The 17,475-nt window shown below is 42.4% G+C and carries 13 protein-coding genes; all 13 read right to left on the bottom strand.

Going from position 1 to position 17,475, the window contains the following annotated elements:
- Nucleotides 1-165: 165 nt before the first annotated feature.
- Nucleotides 166-2,553 (bottom strand): AAA family ATPase, encoded by a 2,388-nt coding sequence (locus HT720_RS06950; protein ID WP_173213937.1) that lies wholly within the window; start codon nt 2,551-2,553, stop codon nt 166-168.
- 22 nt (nt 2,554-2,575) lie between these two features.
- Nucleotides 2,576-3,649, bottom strand: coding sequence for a 5-(carboxyamino)imidazole ribonucleotide synthase (gene purK / locus HT720_RS06945; protein ID WP_173213939.1), 1,074 nt, complete (start codon nt 3,647-3,649; stop codon nt 2,576-2,578).
- A complete protein-coding gene (gene purE / locus HT720_RS06940; protein ID WP_038804287.1) occupies nt 3,636-4,127 on the bottom strand; it encodes a 5-(carboxyamino)imidazole ribonucleotide mutase in 492 nt (163 codons plus the stop codon). The genes purK and purE overlap by 14 nt, the downstream gene beginning before the upstream one ends.
- 199 nt (nt 4,128-4,326) lie before the next feature.
- Nucleotides 4,327-5,589, bottom strand: coding sequence for a phosphoribosylamine--glycine ligase (purD, locus tag HT720_RS06935; protein WP_173275181.1), 1,263 nt, complete (start codon nt 5,587-5,589; stop codon nt 4,327-4,329).
- 120 nt (nt 5,590-5,709) lie between these two features.
- Nucleotides 5,710-7,257, bottom strand: coding sequence for a bifunctional phosphoribosylaminoimidazolecarboxamide formyltransferase/IMP cyclohydrolase (purH, locus tag HT720_RS06930; RefSeq protein WP_173275179.1), 1,548 nt, complete (start codon nt 7,255-7,257; stop codon nt 5,710-5,712).
- 1 nt (nt 7,258) lies between these two features.
- The gene (locus HT720_RS06925) at nt 7,259-7,723 is read right to left on the bottom strand and encodes a GNAT family N-acetyltransferase (RefSeq protein ID WP_119942201.1); all 465 of its coding nucleotides are present in this window, start codon (nt 7,721-7,723) and stop codon (nt 7,259-7,261) included.
- Between the two features lie 43 nt (nt 7,724-7,766).
- Nucleotides 7,767-8,135 (bottom strand): hypothetical protein, encoded by a 369-nt coding sequence (locus HT720_RS06920; RefSeq protein ID WP_002224354.1) that lies wholly within the window; start codon nt 8,133-8,135, stop codon nt 7,767-7,769.
- A 2-nt stretch (nt 8,136-8,137) separates the two neighbouring features.
- Nucleotides 8,138-8,692, bottom strand: a complete 555-nt coding sequence (gene purN, locus HT720_RS06915; protein ID WP_173275177.1) for a phosphoribosylglycinamide formyltransferase — start codon at nt 8,690-8,692, stop codon at nt 8,138-8,140.
- Nucleotides 8,689-9,711, bottom strand: a complete 1,023-nt coding sequence (purM, locus tag HT720_RS06910; protein WP_173275174.1) for a phosphoribosylformylglycinamidine cyclo-ligase — start codon at nt 9,709-9,711, stop codon at nt 8,689-8,691. Before purM ends, purN begins: the two co-directional genes overlap by 4 nt.
- 213 nt (nt 9,712-9,924) lie before the next feature.
- Nucleotides 9,925-11,367, bottom strand: coding sequence for an amidophosphoribosyltransferase (gene purF, locus HT720_RS06905; protein ID WP_049522364.1), 1,443 nt, complete (start codon nt 11,365-11,367; stop codon nt 9,925-9,927).
- Between the two features lie 93 nt (nt 11,368-11,460).
- Nucleotides 11,461-15,186 (bottom strand): phosphoribosylformylglycinamidine synthase, encoded by a 3,726-nt coding sequence (locus HT720_RS06900; RefSeq protein ID WP_173275171.1) that lies wholly within the window; start codon nt 15,184-15,186, stop codon nt 11,461-11,463.
- A 56-nt stretch (nt 15,187-15,242) separates the two neighbouring features.
- On the bottom strand, nt 15,243-15,950 hold the full coding sequence (purC, locus tag HT720_RS06895; RefSeq protein WP_173219019.1) for a phosphoribosylaminoimidazolesuccinocarboxamide synthase: 708 nt from the start codon (nt 15,948-15,950) through the stop codon (nt 15,243-15,245).
- A gap of 169 nt (nt 15,951-16,119) precedes the next feature.
- Nucleotides 16,120-17,469, bottom strand: a complete 1,350-nt coding sequence (gene comB, locus HT720_RS06890; protein ID WP_173275168.1) for a competence pheromone export protein ComB — start codon at nt 17,467-17,469, stop codon at nt 16,120-16,122.
- Nucleotides 17,470-17,475 lie beyond the last annotated feature (6 nt).

Raw genomic sequence — 17,475 nt, 5'->3', positions numbered from 1 at the left:
TCCTTAAAAATCTTTTTTATCTATGAGGCTCAGGAAACTTTGCATTATTAGATGCTAAATTAGGGTTTGTAGAAAATAAAATTAGGAAGTAATAATCCTTTGATTACTCTAATCAGCTATCATGCAAACTTCAACCATTGCAATAAGTCAAATGGTATGATTCTCTTATTCTAAAATCTCACACTTCCATTGTTCAAGTCTATTTTCCGCATTTGATACACCCTCTAAATGTTTTAAAACATGTAAATCATCTAAAAGATAAAGCAAAACTAGTAAATCTCTAGCTGTTTTTTTTCGTTCTTCATCAGAAATGGTATCAAAGAAATCAATACTCAAAGTTTTAACCGGATCCTTAAAATGACTTTCACCGTTTAAAACCAGTCTATACATAAGATTCTCAAAATAAGTTCTGTATTCTTTATCAATTTTTTCAACAATTAAAGGATCTGTTGTTAGCTCGGCAATTCCCTTCTTATAATTAAAACTACCATAGGCTTCTAAAATTTTTCTCATTGCATTCCCAACAAAACTTTCCGAAGTAGGTGTACTATTTCCCAATGCATAACCGAAGACTATTTCAAGTAGTTCTGTATAATCGTGAGTACTAGTTTTGAATTCTTGTAATTTACCAGAAACCAATTCTAACTTCTTGTATTTAGATTTTTGTCCACCTTCCTCTTCTTTACAGGATTCCATTATCTCTTTCAAAAAGATATCAAAGTCATATATTGTTTGTTTATCATGGGTCATTAGTAAAACTCTAGTATTACTATTCCCCTTAAAAAATCTAGTTAAACAGTATTTTAAATACGAGGTTATTCCAACTTTATTTTCCATATCAAAACTAGAAATTGGATCGTCAATAACAATAAAATATTCATGACTATAAGCATCTGCTAACTCTCTCTGTTGAATTATCTCAGTAAAGAAATAACATAATGCCAGCGCATTTCGTTCCCCTACGGAAACCCTACTGGGGACCACAGACTTACCTCTTGATAACAGATAGTATTTTCCGTTTTGATTCTGTATAGCTAACCGATTTTTTGAAAAAAATATGTAATTTAAACTTTTATTAATTTCATCAACTGCAATATCTATATTAAGTTTCTTGTCTTCTAAATCAGAAATCTGCTTTTCATAATCCTTTACTCGTTTACTACTGCTATTATAATTATTTTCACAAATTGCTTTTTTATTTGTTTTCTCTTGAAACTTTTTGTATGCATCTTGAATTTCATAAAAAGCTAATTCATTATTTATTTGAAGGAGATCTACTTTTAACTTTTGAATATCCGAGATTTCTGAATTATGTTTGATAATTGCTTGGTTAATTTTTTCAATATCATGCTCTGCTTGACTTAATTCTTGAGAAAAGCTTATATTAGGTAACTCAACTATATTATATGGATTATCAATCTTCTTATCGATTATTGAGTTAATTTCGTTAAATTTAGCATTCAAAGCATTAATACTATTTTGATAAGACTGAATTAATATTGGATCTATCTGTTCATAACCAGAAAAATCTTGATTAATCTCATCAATTTTTTTACCTCTCAATGCGGATTGGTGTTCTTCGACTGCTCTTGATAGTAGTTTAGTTATGCCATTCGTGAGTTCAACTTTAACATCTTCTGATACTGATTGAGTACAGAAAGGACATTTTTTTTGATGTTCATCTTCAAAGAAATCTTTAACTTCTCTCAAATGACGTTCACCTTTTGTGGAATCAGATAATAATGTCAGTAAATACTTATCCCTAGAATTCAACTCAGGTTCTTCGATTTTTTCAGACAATAAAGTTGATAATTCATTGCTATCAAAATTAATATCAGGTAAAGATAGTTCATTATTTATAGTAACTGCGGAATCTCTTATTGAAAAATATCTAGCTTTTTTATTGTTGAATTCAACCTCTAACTCATTTTTATCTAAGATTGGTTGTAAATCAACAAAATTTTGAAAGGTATTATTATGAACGGGAGATGCAGCTCGATTTCCTTTTATCTCCCTATCTCTTTCGGCCCAGTTGCCTACTCCTTTCAAAGAATCTGTCATTTCCTTTTTCCAAAAGTCTGGAGATTTTTCATTTTTTTCATCTAAATATTCTTCATATTCAGCATAATAATCTTGAGATTCAATTTGTGATTCTGATAACTGCGTTCTTAATCTATCCAGTTCCTCATCGATATCAACCTGTTCACCTAAAATTACAATTGTATCTAACCCTTCTTGAGCAATTTTGACTTTCTGATCAACATAGTGTTCATTGAAAACAAATATCGATTTTCGTTCAGTATCACTAAGTACAATATTATTATTATTTTTATCAATAAATGATACTCTATCTGTTCCAAACTCACCATTTTTTAATTGATTTATTCCTCGAGCAATGGTACTTTTCCCTGAACCATTCCTTCCAAACAATAAACTTGCCCTATCGTTTTGTACTGGATTTGTTCCCTCAAAATTTCCTTCAAAGAGTTCTAATTTTGTTTCATCTTCAAAAATACCTGATTTTATATTAATTCCTTTAATTTTTTCAAACATTTTTTCTTTAGACCCCTCTCCCCTAAAACTCTCCCACACTATCTGGTTCATCACTAAATAAAGTCACATGTCCCATCTTGCGGTTGTGCTTCGCTTCTATTTTACCATACATGTGGAGGTGGGCGCTTGGATTTTCTGTGACATATTTTTCAGCAGCTTCGACATGCTGGCCGAGGACATTGAGCATGACGACTGGAGCATGCAGTTTGATAGCTGGCAATGGTGCCCCCAGAACACCCAGAATATGGGCATCAAACTGGGAGAAGTCGCAAGCTTCAATAGAGTAGTGCCCAGAGTTGTGTGGTCGTGGGGCAATCTCGTTGACAATGATATCATCAGCTGTCGCAAACATTTCCACGCAAAGGGTTCCAGACAAGTTGAGTTGCTCAGCGATTCTCACTGCCATAGCTTTGGCTTTCTCGGCTAAACTTTCAGAAATGCGAGCAGGCACAATAGTTTTTGAAAGGATATTGTTTCGGTGGATATTTTCCTGAACTGGGAAAACCGTCACGTCCTTGCCATTTCCTGATACAATGACAGAAATTTCAAGGTCAAAATTGACAAATTCTTCCAAAACACAGTCTGCTGAATCGGCTAGTGCATTGGCTTCTTCCAAGTCTTCTGCCGAGCGAATGACCTTTTGTCCATGGCCATCATAACCACCTGTTGCCGTCTTGAGGACATAGTTTTTCGACAGGTCGATATCTGCCAAGTCTTGGCTAGAAGTCACAACCTTGTAAGGTGCTACAGTGACTTGAGCCTTGTTTGAGAGGAAGTCTTTCTCAAAGATCCGGTTTTGGGAGATGCGAAGCAGGTCGGTCCCTTGAGGGAGTTGCCCATCCTTGATAACAGCATCAAGACCGTCAGCATCTACATTCTCAAATTCATAAGTCAGGACATCGCAACGCTCAGCTAGCTGACGAAGGGCATCCACATCGTTATAAGGCGCCACAATGATTTCCGCCACACGAGAGGCTGGGCAATCCGCAGCAGGATCCAGCGCAATGACCTTGTGCCCCATATAGATAGTTGAGATCGCCATCATCTGACCCAGCTGACCGCCACCGATAATTCCGATTGTTTTAGATGAGCTCATTGGTAGACTCCTCTGCGATTTTTCCTTGTTCTTCTGCAAAATCTGCCAAAGCTGTCGCGATAGCTTGATCCTCTACTGAAAGAAGACGGAGGGCGAAGAGAGCCGCATTTGTCGCACCAGCTTCACCGATAGCCATTGTCGCAACAGGCACCCCACCCGGCATCTGAACGATAGAATAGAGTGAATCCACTCCACTAAGAGCACGAGATTTGACTGGCACACCAATGACTGGAAGGGTTGTTTTAGCAGCGACCATACCTGGCAAATGGGCTGCACCTCCAGCACCTGCGATGATAACCTTGATGCCACGACTACGAGCTTCTTCGGCATGTTGGAACATGAGGTCTGGTGTACGGTGGGCAGAGACAACTTTCTTTTCGTAGGCTACACCGAAGCGGTCTAAGACTTCTGCTGTTTTTTGCATGGTTGCCCAATCGGATTTTGAGCCCATGATGATGGAAATTACTGGTTTAGTCATAATTTTTCCTTTTTTCTTCTTTTTTGATAATGGTCTTAGGTGGTGGGGACGGAAACAAACCTTCGGTTTCATTTCTACAATTTGAACCTAAGTTCTCAAATTTTCCCCGACCAGAACAGATACTGTTCATACTGTTCTGGTCTTTTCACCACGGCGACCATTATCGTACTTGGCGACTACGTCGCTTTTTCTTACATCTTTATCTAATTGCCTTGCTTCCGATATCGGTTCGGTAAAAGAGGCCTTCTGTTTTTTGTTGGGCGAGTTCTTGGTAGATGGTGTCTTGGGCTTCTTTAACGGTGTCTGCTGTGGTGACGAGCATATAGACACGTCCGCCGTTTGATAGCAGTGCTCTGCTATTTTCCGCAAACTTAGCCCCTGCATAGTAGGTGATGATGTCGCCTTCTGTCTTGGCTGGCAACTTGACACCTTTTTCATAGTCTAGCGGATAACCGTTGGATGCGACAACCACACCCAGAGTCACACCCTTGTCCGTCCAGGTGATGTTTGGCTCCTTGCCATCGATGATATCCGTAATATTTTGTGCAAAGTCAGATGTTAAACGAGGCAAGATGATTTGCGTTTCAGGATCTCCAAAACGAGCGTTGAACTCGATGACCTTAGGTCCATCAGCTGTCAGAATAAGCCCTGCGTAAAGGACACCAAGATACGGACGACCTTCTTTGATCATCCCTTCAAGAACTGGCTTGACAATAGTCTCGACCGCTGTGTCAACCACGCTCTGTGGCAAGTGAGGAACTGGCGCATAGGCACCCATCCCACCAGTATTAGGCCCCTTATCGCCATCGTAGGCACGTTTGTGATCCTGAGCCGTTGGCATGATGTAGAATTTGTCCCCATTGACAAAGGCAAAGAGAGAGAACTCTTCTCCTTCAAGGAATTCCTCAATAACCACACGCGCACCTGAGTCCCCGAATTTATTGTCCAAAAGCATGTCGTGAGTTGCTTCGATGGCTTGCTCGACTGTTTCAGCAACGACGACACCTTTCCCAAGAGCCAAACCGTCTGCCTTGACTACGATAGGCGCACCCTGCTTTTCGATATAGGCCTTGGCTTCCTCAAAGTCTGAGAATGTGCCATAGGCTGCTGTCGGAACGCCGTACTTGACCATGACTTCCTTAGCAAAATCCTTGGACCACTCCAGCTCCGCCGCCAATCTTGTCGGACCAAAAGCCTTAAGCCCTGCCTGGTTAAAATCATCTACAATTCCAGCAGCAAGGGCATCATCTGGCCCGATAAAGCTCCAAGCAATATCGTTGTCTTTTGCAAACTCAATCAATTTAGAATGTTCGGAAATAGAGATATTTACCAATTCCAGACCATCCAGAGTCATACCGTCATTCCCAGGAGCTACAAAGACTTTTTCAACGCCTTTTGATTCAAGTAACTTTTTAGCAATCGCATGCTCACGACCACCCGAACCGACAACAAGCAGTTTCATTTCTCAACCTCTTTTGCGAATTATTTACTAATATTATATCATAAACGTTCGTTTTAATCTTATTTCACTCAGCATTTTTACGCAAAAAAGGAAAGAAACTGTTTTCTTCCCTTTACCTTCTTAATGTCTAAAATGTCTCACACCTGTAAAGACCATTGTCAAGCCATATTTGTCAGCAGCTTCGATAGACTCTTGGTCACGGACGGATCCACCCGGCTGGATGATAACCCTGATCCCTGCTTTGGCGATTTCTTCCACATTATCCGCAAATGGGAAGAAGGCATCCGAAGCAAGCACAGCGCCGTCAAGACGGTCTTTAGCTTGGTCAATAGCGATGCGAACAGAAGCCACACGGTTAGTCTGACCTGGACCAACACCCAGTGTCATGTGATCGTTGGTTACAATGATTCCGTTTGATTTGACGTACTTGATAGCCTTCCAAGCGAACTCGAGGGCTGTCGCCTCTGTCTCAGTTGGCTGGCGTTTGGTCACCACTTGCCAGTCAGCTGGGCTTTCTTTGACCACATCTTGGTTTTGCACCAAAAGTCCACCTACTACACCTGTGTATTCTGCTTCCACTTCACTAACCTCTTGAGCATCAAATGGCAAGACAAGGATACGCAAGTTTTTCTTTTTATTGGTCAAAATGGCTAGCGCTTCGTCCGTATAGCTTGGTGCAATGATGATTTCAAGGAAAACGCCGTGCATCTTCTCAGCTGTCGCAGCATTCACCTCACGGTTGAGAACGACAATCCCACCAAAGATAGACACTGGGTCAGACTCATAAGCGTAGTCCCAAGCAGTCTCGATGTCGTCAGCTTGACCAATTCCACATGGATTCATATGTTTGAGAGCCACAACGGTTGGACGATCTTTGAAATCACGAATGATACGAATGGCAGCATCCGCATCACGGATATTGTTAAAGGATAATTCCTTACCGTTGAGCTGTTTGGCTGATGCAATTGAGTAGTCTGTTGGCAAAGCTTTTTGGTAGAAATCCGCGTCTTGTTGAGGGTTCTCACCGTAACGCATAGCTTGTTTGAGAACATAGGTCAAAGTCAACTTTTCAGGCTTACTTTCACCCACTTGAGTTGTAAAATACTCTGCAATCAAGGCATCATAAGCTGCTGTGTGACGGAAAACCTTGGCTGCCAAACGTTGACGCGTTTCGTAAGTCGTTTCACCATTGGCTGACAACTCGTCCAAAACCACTGCATAGTCAGAAGGGTCTACCACAACCGTTACGCTAGCGTGGTTTTTAGCCGCTGAACGAAGCATAGAAGGCCCGCCGATATCGATGTTTTCAACTGCATCAGCGTAGGTCACATCTGGTTTGAGAATGGTTTCCTTGAATGGATAGAGATTGACCACCACAAGGTCAATGAGCTCAATCTTGTTGTCCTTAGCCGCTTCCAAGTGGCTATCCAAGTCACGACGAGCGAGAAGCCCTCCGTGGATATTTGGGTGGAGGGTCTTCACACGACCATCCATCATTTCTGGAAAACCAGTCACATCATCGATGGCAATGGTCTTCACTCCAGCATTATCAAGGGCAACCTTGGTACCACCTGTTGAGATGATATTCCAACCAAGTTTTTTTAGTTCTTGGGCAAATTCAACAATGCCCGCTTTGTCTGAGACGCTGATTAAAGCTTTTTTCGTCATTCTATTCCTCTTTCTTTAGGTCCAAGCGCATAACAACTTCATTATTTTCTTCTATAAATCCTGTTTCCTGAAAACCCAAACTAGTCAACAGGTGCTTCATTTTTTCATTTCCAACCACATAATCTGCAACAATATGACTGCAGACTCTATCCATCTGAGCCTCTTTGATTAGAACTTCCAAGGCTTTTCTACCATAACCTCTTCCTTGGTACTGCTGACCAATCATTATCCGCCAGATAAAGTATTCCGCTTCATCCTTGTCTATTTCCAGCAGGAGAAAGCCAACCACTTGCTTATCCCAATAGATTGCCCTCGGAAACACATCTTCATTTTCCCGGTAGAGCCATGCGTCAGCTAAAGAGCGTACATTTGGAGCCACAAAACGTGCTCGTTCATCAGCTTCAGATATTTTCAAATCCAGCACTGCCTGAAAACTGCTCTCATCTACTAATTTCAGCTCAATCATTTTTTCTCCTTTTGAATAAATAGGGTTTTGAGGTGATTAAAGACTAATCTAACTCATATAAAAGGTAGTTATCAAAATTTATGATTCCTTTGAGGTAATCTCGGTCTGCTTTAGACAACTCAAATTCTGGAAAAGTCGCAATTAAACTGGACAAATAAAAATAATTCGGGTGCCTACGATAAGAAAAACCTGCTTGACCGAATTTCCCTTGACAAAAATCATAGGCAAGTTTCAATTCTTGACTTGTGACACCGTCTAAAATTTTATCTAACTCTGAGAGCTGACTTTTATCAGTATTTTCTATCATAGCTTTCACTGTATTTACTAAAACAAAAAGAAAATCATTAGTATTATCCAGTAGGATTGGTCTGTTAGATAACTTATTCTTTAACTCCATATAGTATTGGTCCATAATCATTTCTTCCTCTCCACTCCCAAACTATCCAACAATTCTGGATACAGTTTGTACTCTGTTTCGTGTATGCGAGTCTCGAAAGTATCTAGGGTATCCCCTTCAAGCCGTGGCACACGCACTTGTTTGATAACCTTTCCTGTATCCACACCTGAATCCACCCAATGAATGGTCACGCCGCTCTCAGCAACGCCAGCATTCCAAGCATCCTCAATCCCATGAGCTCCTGGAAATTCTGGCAGGTAGGCTGGATGAATGTTGACAATCCTGCCTTCATAAGCCGCCAATAAGGTTGGCCCAACGATTTTCATGTAGCCTGCTAGACAAACCAAGTCAATCTGGTGTTCTTCCAAGAGTTCGACAAGGGCCGCTTCGTAGTCTGCCTTGCTCTCAAACTCCTTGAGTTCAAAAGCATAGGACAGAACGCCGAGCTTGTCTGCACGTTCGAGCACATAGGCGTCACGATGGTCTGAAAAGACAAACTCTACTGGAAATTGTTCCGCTATCACCTGAAAATTTGAGCCATTACCAGAGGCAAAAACCGCTATTTTTTTCATTTGATGATGACACTTTCGTTTTCTTTCTTGACGATGTGACCAATTTCATAGACTGGTTCATCCAGCAATTCCTTGACACGACCTACATTTTCAGGGCTGACTGCTAGCATAAGTCCCACACCCATATTGAAGATTTCAAACATTTCTTCATGTTTGATTTTACCATATTTTTCAAGAGCTTTGAAAATAGGAAGCACTGGAACTTTGCTTTCATCAATCTCAGCAGCTAGGTCATCTGCAAACATACGAGGGACATTCTCGATAAAGCCACCACCTGTGATGTGGGCAATGCCGTTGACCAAGCCTTCCTTGATGAGTGGCAAGACAGCCTTGACATAGATACGAGTCGGTTCAAGAAGAACTTCCTTGAGTTTCTTGCCTTCCAATTCTGGCAGGACTTCCTCACCTGTGTAATCCGCAAAGACACGACGGACGAGAGAGTAACCATTGGAATGAATCCCACTTGAAGCAAGTCCGAGAAGAACATCTCCTTCTGCCACCTTTGAACCGTCAATGATTTGAGATTTTTCAGCCACACCGACCGCAAAGCCAGCCAAGTCATAGTCATCTTCGCCGTACATGCCCGGCATTTCAGCCGTTTCCCCACCGATGAGGGCAGCACCAGCCTGCACACAGCCTTCTGCAACACCAGCGACTACTTGTTCTAGTTTAGCTGGTTCATTCTTCCCTGTCGCCACATAGTCGAGGAAATAGAGGGGCTCCGCACCTGCAGCGATGATATCATTGACACACATGGCCACACAGTCCTGACCAATAGTATCGTGCTTGTCGTATTTGATAGCCAGCATGAGCTTGGTTCCGACACCATCAGTTCCTGAAATCAAGACGGGTTCTTTGACACCTGTTTTTGAAAGGTCAAACATACCACCAAAGCCACCCAGAGCTCCCATGACACCTGCACGCTCCGTACGAGCCACGTGCTTTTTAATCCGTTCAACAACTTCATAACCCGCTTCAACATCCACGCCAGACTGGGCATAAGCATTTTTATTTGTCATTTTTATGTTCCTTTTCTTTGAGAAAGATTGCGACGTATTTTTAGATAAACAATTATTTTATCTAAAAATACTAGTCAGGTCTCTAGCTTTGTTCCCATAGGAGAAAGCGTCTACTGACAAATGCTTTAGCTTTTAGTCAGTAGTGAGACGTGGAGCATAAGCATTTTTATTTGCCATTTTTATATTCCTTTTCTTTAATGGAGGATCTATTGTCTATTTGTAAAAACTCGTCTTTTCTTCCAAACTTCTACGATAGTCTTCTTCATAGTCGTAGAGAGGCGTTGGGTAGTCACCATCAAAGTAAGCGACACATAGACCACCATTTGGCGCATCTGTTTCAATACCAATTGAATCAATCAACCCCTCAACAGAAAGATAAGTCAGACTGTCCGCACCAATGATTTGGCGAGTTTCTTCGACCGTATGATTGGCCGCAATTAGCTCCTGACGGGTCTGGATATCAATCCCGTAGAAACATGGATAAGCTAGCGCTGGACTACCAATAGCAACGTGAACCTCAGTTGCACCCGCTTCTTTCAAAAGCTGAACGATCCGACGAGAGGTTGTTCCACGTACAATAGAGTCATCAATCATAACCACACGCTTGCCTTTTACAACACCAGAAACAGCAGATAGTTTCATCCGCACCCCTTGCTCCCGCAATTCTTGAGTCGGTTGGATAAAGGTACGTTGGGTGTATTGGTTCTTGATAAGTCCCATTTCATTTGGCAGACCAGATTCTTCCGCAAATCCCATAGCCGCGCTAAGGGAAGAATTGGGCACACCGACCACAATATCTGCTTCATGCTTGAATTCACGCGCCAATTGAGCACCCATACGTTTACGTGCCGTATGAACATTGACACCATGAATGTTAGAATCAGGGCGAGCAAAATAGATATACTCCATAGAACAGATTGCTAACTGAGTATCATCTGTATAGCTATCATACTGGATGCCCTTGTCATCAATGATCACAATCTCACCTGGCTTCAAATCACGAATCCATTCAGCACCAATAACCTCAAAAGCACAGGTTTCAGAGGAAACCACCACCGCTCCGTTGGCCATTTTCCCGATAGAAAGTGGACGGAAACCATTGGGGTCAAGAGCCGCAATCAACTTGTCCTCAAACAGCAAGATATAGGCAAAACCACCTTTGACAAGGCTGAGCGCTTCCTTGATTTTGCCCATCAGGCTAGGATTATGACTGCGACGAATGAGGTGAGCCAAGATTTCAGAGTCCGAAGTCGCACTGAAAATCGCTCCTCTATCTTCCAATTCTTTCTTGAGAGAGGCAGCATTGGTCAAGTTTCCATTATGAGCCAAACCAAACTGCATATCGTGAAAACGGAAGAGGAAAGGCTGGATATTATCTACAGAAGCTTCGCCAGCAGTCGCGTAACGCACATGCCCAATCGCACCAGTTCCCGTCAATTTATCCAAATTAGCAGGATTTCTGAAGACTTCTGATAAAAGTCCCATGTCACGATGGCGCTTCAATTGTCCCTGATCGTTGGAGAGGATTCCTGCCCCCTCCTGACCACGGTGCTGAAGACTATGGAGACCAAAATAGGTCAATTTAGCAGCATCTGGATGTCCCCAAATACCGAAAACACCACATTCTTCATTAAGAGATTTTACTTCGTATGTCATTTTATATACCTAATTTTCATTTGTGTATCATCAAGAGCTAGATTTACCTGACTTTTACATTACTGATACTATCTATTAGAAAATCTGCAAGTCTTATTTTCCAGTAAAGTATTTAACCGCTGACGCGAAGAGGTGCTGGTCTTTATTTCCTGGTATGTTTTGGAAAAGACCGTCTTCATAACGTTCTGAGTGTCCCATCTTACCGATGATTTGGCCGTTCTTGCTGGTAATTCCTTCGATGGCATGGACAGAACCATTCGGATTGTACTTAGAGTCCATACTTGGTTTTCCATCAAAGTCAACGTATTGGCTAAAGATTTGACCATTGTCACGGAGCTCCGCAAATTCCTCAGCCGTCACGACAAATTTCCCTTCACCGTGTGAAACAGGAATGGCGTGGATGTCACCCACTTGCACCCCAGTCAACCATGGTGAGTTGGTATTGGCAATCCGAGTTTCCACCATCTTGGCCACGTGTTGATTGGCATCATTGTAGAAGAGGGTTGGACTAGTACTATTAGCATCCTCGAAATTCCCGTATGGAAGAAGACCTGATTTGACCAAAGCCTGGAATCCATTACAGATACCGATAATCAAGCCACCACGCGCGATAAAGCTATCAATAGCCACACGGACTTTTTCATTGAGCAGAATATTGACAATGAACTTGGCTGAACCATCTGGTTCATCCGCAGCTGAGAATCCACCGGCAAAGAAGAGAATGTTAGCCTTGCCGATGTTGTCAACCATAGTTTCAACTGACTTGACAATAGCCTCTTCATTCAAGGTCACAAATGGCATCAAGTTGACCTCTGCGCCTTCTTTTTCAAATGCCTTAGCTGAATCATACTCTGAGTTTGTTCCTGGGAAGACTGGGATATAGACCACAGGTTTTTCAACCTTTTCTTTTGCTTTAATCACAACATCTGATACCACAGCTGGTACTTCAGCTAGTTCTTTGGCTTGGGCAAACTCTGTTGGGTAAACTTTTTCCAGTTTTCCTTGGAAGGCACTGTCAAGCTTGTGTCCATCTAGCTTCACACCGTTGACAAGGAGTGTAAAGTCTGCACTTGTTTGACCGATTTTCTCTACTCCAGTGATTTCTTCAGGAGAGGTAAAGACAAATCCGCCCAATTGTGCTGTCAAAGAACTTTCAAGTTCAGGCAAGGTTACCTCTGCACCAATATGATTTCCAAAAGTAGCAAGAGCCAAACTTTCAACCACACCACCGTATTTGACAGCTGATGCAGATGTCACTTTATGAGCCTTTTGAAGGGCTTCAAACTGAGCAAAATTTGACTTAATCAAGTCAAAATCAATCTCTGCAGCAAGAGCTTGACCTGGGATGTAGTAGATGTTTTCCCCAGCAGTCTTGAACTCAGGAGAAAGTACCTTCCGGCTATCTGCCGTCGTCACCCCAAAAGCGACCAAGGTTGGCGGTACTGTCAATTCTTCAAAAGTACCAGACATGGAGTCCTTACCACCGATAGATGGCAAACCAAGCTGAATTTGTGCCTCGATAGAGCCTAGGAGAGCTGCTACTGGCTGACCAAAACGCTCAGCTTGTTTGTCCATGCGCTCGAAGTACTCTTGGTAAGAGAAGCGAGCCTTAGACCAGTTGGCACCAGCAGCAACCAAACGAGCAGTTGCTTCAATAACCGCATAAGCAGCACCGTGGTATGGAGACCATTCTGCAATATAAGGATTAAACCCTTGAGCCATGACAGACGCAGTATGAGTCACACCGTGTTGGACTGGCAATTTCTGTACAGATGCCTCAGTTGGTGTGAGTTGATAGCGACCACCAAGTGGGTGATTAACCGTTGAACGACCGACCGAACAGTCAAAGATGGTCTGCAAGCCTTTTTGACTCGCATGGTTGAGGTCAGATAGAACCGCAAGGGTATCTGCTTCCAGTGTGTCAGCGCTTGTTGTACGCTCTTCTGGGAGTTTGACATCCTTGTCCACAACCTTTGCATCGACAACGACACGTACACCATTGGTATCAAGGAAACGACGCTCCAAGTCCACAATTGTCTCACCATTCCAGTGCATAACCAGATTTGGTTTTTCAGTGACTGTCGCAACCACAACAGCGTCAATATTCTCTTTGTTACATTCTTCAACAAAGGCATCTACGTCTTCAAGACGCACCACAACCGCCATCCGTTCTTGTGATTCAGAGATGGCAATTTCGGTACCATTCAAGCCCTGGTATTTAAGAGGCACCTTGTTAAGATCAATTTCAAGACCGTCTGCTAATTCACCGATAGCCACACAGACACCACCAGCACCAAAGTCATTAGATTTCTTGATAACACGAGTGACATTGCCATTACGAAAAAGGCGTTGAATCTTGCGTTCTTCGATAGCATTCCCTTTTTGAATCTCAGCACCAGCAGTCTCTACAGACTCAACCGTTTGAATTTTAGAAGAACCCGTCGCACCACCGACACCGTCACGCCCAGTCTTACCACCGAGGAGGATAATGACATCGCCCGCTTCCGGTTTTTCACGGACAACATTGCCCTTGGGAGCCGCACCAACAACGGCACCAAGTTCCATACGCTTAGCAACGAAACCTGGGTGGAAATATTCACGAACGTAGGTTGTTGCAAGCCCAATCTGGTTACCGTATGAAGAATAACCATGAGCCGCTGTTTTAGAAATGACTTGTTGTGGCAGTTTCCCAGCGCGAGTTTCTGAAATCGGTGCTGTAATATCACCAGCACCTGAGATCCGCATGGCTTGGTAAACATATGAACGTCCTGACAATGGGTCACGAATGGCTCCACCAATACAGGTAGCAGCCCCACCAAATGGCTCAATTTCCGTTGGGTGGTTGTGAGTTTCATTCTTGAACATTAGGAGCCATGGCTCTTTCACACCATCAACATCCACTTCGATTTCTACTGAGCAAGCATTGATTTCGTCTGACACTTCCATGTCGTCTAAACGTCCATTAGCACGCTCATAACGACCAAAAATAGTCGCCATATCCATCAAGGTTTGAGGTTTTTCAGAACGCCCCAACTCCTCACGCATGGCAATATACTTGTCATAGGTTGACTGCAATTGTTTTTGGAATTTAGAAGCTGAAAAGTCGATGTGTTTCAACTCTGTCTCAAAAGTCGTATGACGGCAGTGGTCAGACCAGTAAGTGTCCAAAACCTTGAGTTCTGTTTCCGTCGGCACGCGCCCGATTGACTTAAAGTAGTCTTGAATAAAGAGCAAATCATCCACTTCCATGGCCATCCCTTGTTTAGCCTTGTAGCGAGCAAAGTCTTCTGCTGTATAGCTTTCAAAGAAAGTCAATTTGGGAATAGTCTTGTCTGACGCAGAAAATTCCTGCTTGGCAATCCCTGTCGTGATATCCTTGAAACGAGAATCAACTGGATTAAGCAAGTAGTTTTTGACCGCTTCTAACTCAGTCGCATCAATATCTTTATTGACCAAATAAAGTTGGGCTGTATTAACTGTCACATCACTCGAACTTCCCAGCAAAAGCAAGGCTTCCTGTGAAGAAGCTGCACGTTGGTCAAATTGCCCAGGTAGGCTTTCAATAGCAAAGAAAGCATAGTTAGCCAGATCCGCCTGTACAGCAACTTCGTCCCAGACGTGGTCTGTCACCTGCTCAGAGAAGATGTGTTTCTCTGCAGGTGCAAACAAGTCCTCTGCCAAATCAAATACATCATAAACTTGCACAATGCGAATACTTTTCAAAGTTGACAGTCCCAAGTTATGCTGGAGTTCTCTCACCAAACTCTCTGACTTAACCTGAAAATCAGCCTTTTTTTCAACAAAAATACGTTTATCCATCAATCCTTATTCCTTTATTTCAGCTCTTGCAATGTTCCCAAACAGCCTTGAGGTTGTTATTTCAATTTCTGCAACTTTTCCCAGACAATCTCGTAAACATCTGTTAGTTCTCCCAATCCTCTACGGAAAACATCCTTATCCATGTGGTTGCCATCCGCATCCCACAAGCGACAGTTATCTGGTGAAAATTCATCTGCTAAGATAATCTTGCCATCCTTGTCAAAACCGAACTCTAGCTTAAAGTCAATCAACTTAAGCCCAATCTCAGCAAACCAGACCTTCAAGAGTTCATTGATTCGACGAGTTTCTTCCTTCAAGTAAGCGATTTGCTGGTCATCCGCAATCTGTAGGAATTTCACATGCTCGTCATTGATGAATGGATCATCCAAGTCATCATTTTTGTAATAAAACTCGACAATCGGAGTCTCCAAGGCGATTCCCTCATCCACACCAAAACGTTTTGAAAAGGAACCAGCAGTATAGTTGCGAAGCACGACTTCCAAAGGAATAATCTCAACCTTTTTATTGAGTTGTTCCGTATCTGAAAGTTTCTCCACAAAGTGAGTCGCCACACCAGCCGCATTTAATTTCTCAAAAATAAAAGATGAAATCTGATTATTCAACACTCCCTTACCTGCAATCTGCTCCTTCTTAACACCATTGAAAGCAGTCGCCTGGTCCTTGTAAGTTGAAATAATAAGATTTTCATCCTCAGTTGTATAGATATCTTTAGCTTTTCCCGAATAGATCAATTGTTTTGACATTTTAAAGTTCGCCTTTCGTATTACTTGAGCACATTCTACCATAAAAAACCTAAAATTACAAGAATTTAACCGAATAAATAACGATTGTATGACGAAATTCATAAAGAAAAAACCGCAAGAAAAAACTTTCTCACAGTTTTAAAATCATTTAACTCTAAAAACACGAACATTACTCTTTGTTCAAAAATTGATCTAAATAATAACGTAGGTAACTTTTCTTGCCCGTAATCATCTGTAGGCGACCTTCCACCCCATACCGAAGTTTTTCAGCCTGCTCCGAAGTTAGAGTAGTTTCCGCCTCAATTTTAAAGAAATTCCCTTTTTCAGTCTTAGTAGCTGTCGTATCAATACTTGTAATAGTAGAATCTAGGAAAAGTTGATTCTTGGCATCATGAGTCGTAGTATAGCGAACAGAATCACCGACCTTGATCCTTGCTACATCTTTTGAACTTAGATAAGCTGTGAGTTTGGCTTTCCCTTCTTTTTCCAAGGACGGATAGAGTTGGGCTAGTCGAGTCCCCTCTGCTACCATGGTAGAATCACTGGTCTCAGGATTAAGATGAAGCACCCCATCCTCACTCGCCGTAATTTTCCCCTTGTCTAAAAGATTTCCCTGAACCTTCTTACCTGACTCTGCCTCCAAGATTTTCTGGTCTAGAAGGGTCAATTCCTGACCAACCTTTGCCAAGTGTTGGGATTTAAGGGATTCCAATTGACTACTTAAACCAGACGCGTAGGCTTGCTGGGTACCTGAACCTGCATACTGGACACGGTAAGTAGCAAGACTAGATTCTAACTGAGAAAGCTGCGCTTCAATCTGCGCAACCGCTTGTGCCTTAGATTGCGGATTTTCCTCGCCCTGAGACTTGTAGGACTGGTAGAGAGAGTAGGCTAGATTCTGACTGGCCAAGGAAGCGCCTGTTTCAATAGCTGACTTAGCTGTCTGGTAATCGCGAATTTTAGCCTCTGTTTGACTGATGAGGTTGCCGATTTCGGCTTGGGTTTGGCTAGCTGCTGCATTCTGGGACGCGATGGTCTCATTTTGTTGCGATGTACTAGCCCTAAGACTGCCTGCTTGACTGATGTAGTCGCGAAAGGTGGCTTGGTAGCCAAATTTATCCTCCTCTGGAAAGTGGTTCTCCCCTTCTTGCAGGCTCTTTTGCAGATACTCCAATTGCTTTTTTTGATCCTTGAGCATGTCCAACTGACTGGCATAGGACTCCGCTTGGACACCCTCTGCCCCTTCTTGATATTGAACCAACAGTTCTCCCTTTTTAACCAGCTTATTTTCTTCCAAATGATTGACAAGAATACGATTGTTGCTAGTTGACTGGATATTTGCCTGGATACGACTAGGCTCAACAGTAGCTCTAGTAGACAAACTCATCTCCTTCTCTGCAAATGTTGCAAAGCCAAGCAAAAACACGAGCAGAAGGGACATGGGTACAATCACCCGACTGGAAAAATTATGGTAACGACGATTATAAAACTCCGCACTTTCTAAAAATTCTGGTTTCATCCTCTC

It is taken from the genome of Streptococcus sp. 68 (genome assembly GCF_013277415.1).
Taxonomy (GTDB): Bacteria; Bacillota; Bacilli; order Lactobacillales; family Streptococcaceae; genus Streptococcus.
The sequence above is the reverse complement of the archived record's forward strand: the minus strand, read 5'-3'. Positions and strand labels throughout refer to the sequence as shown.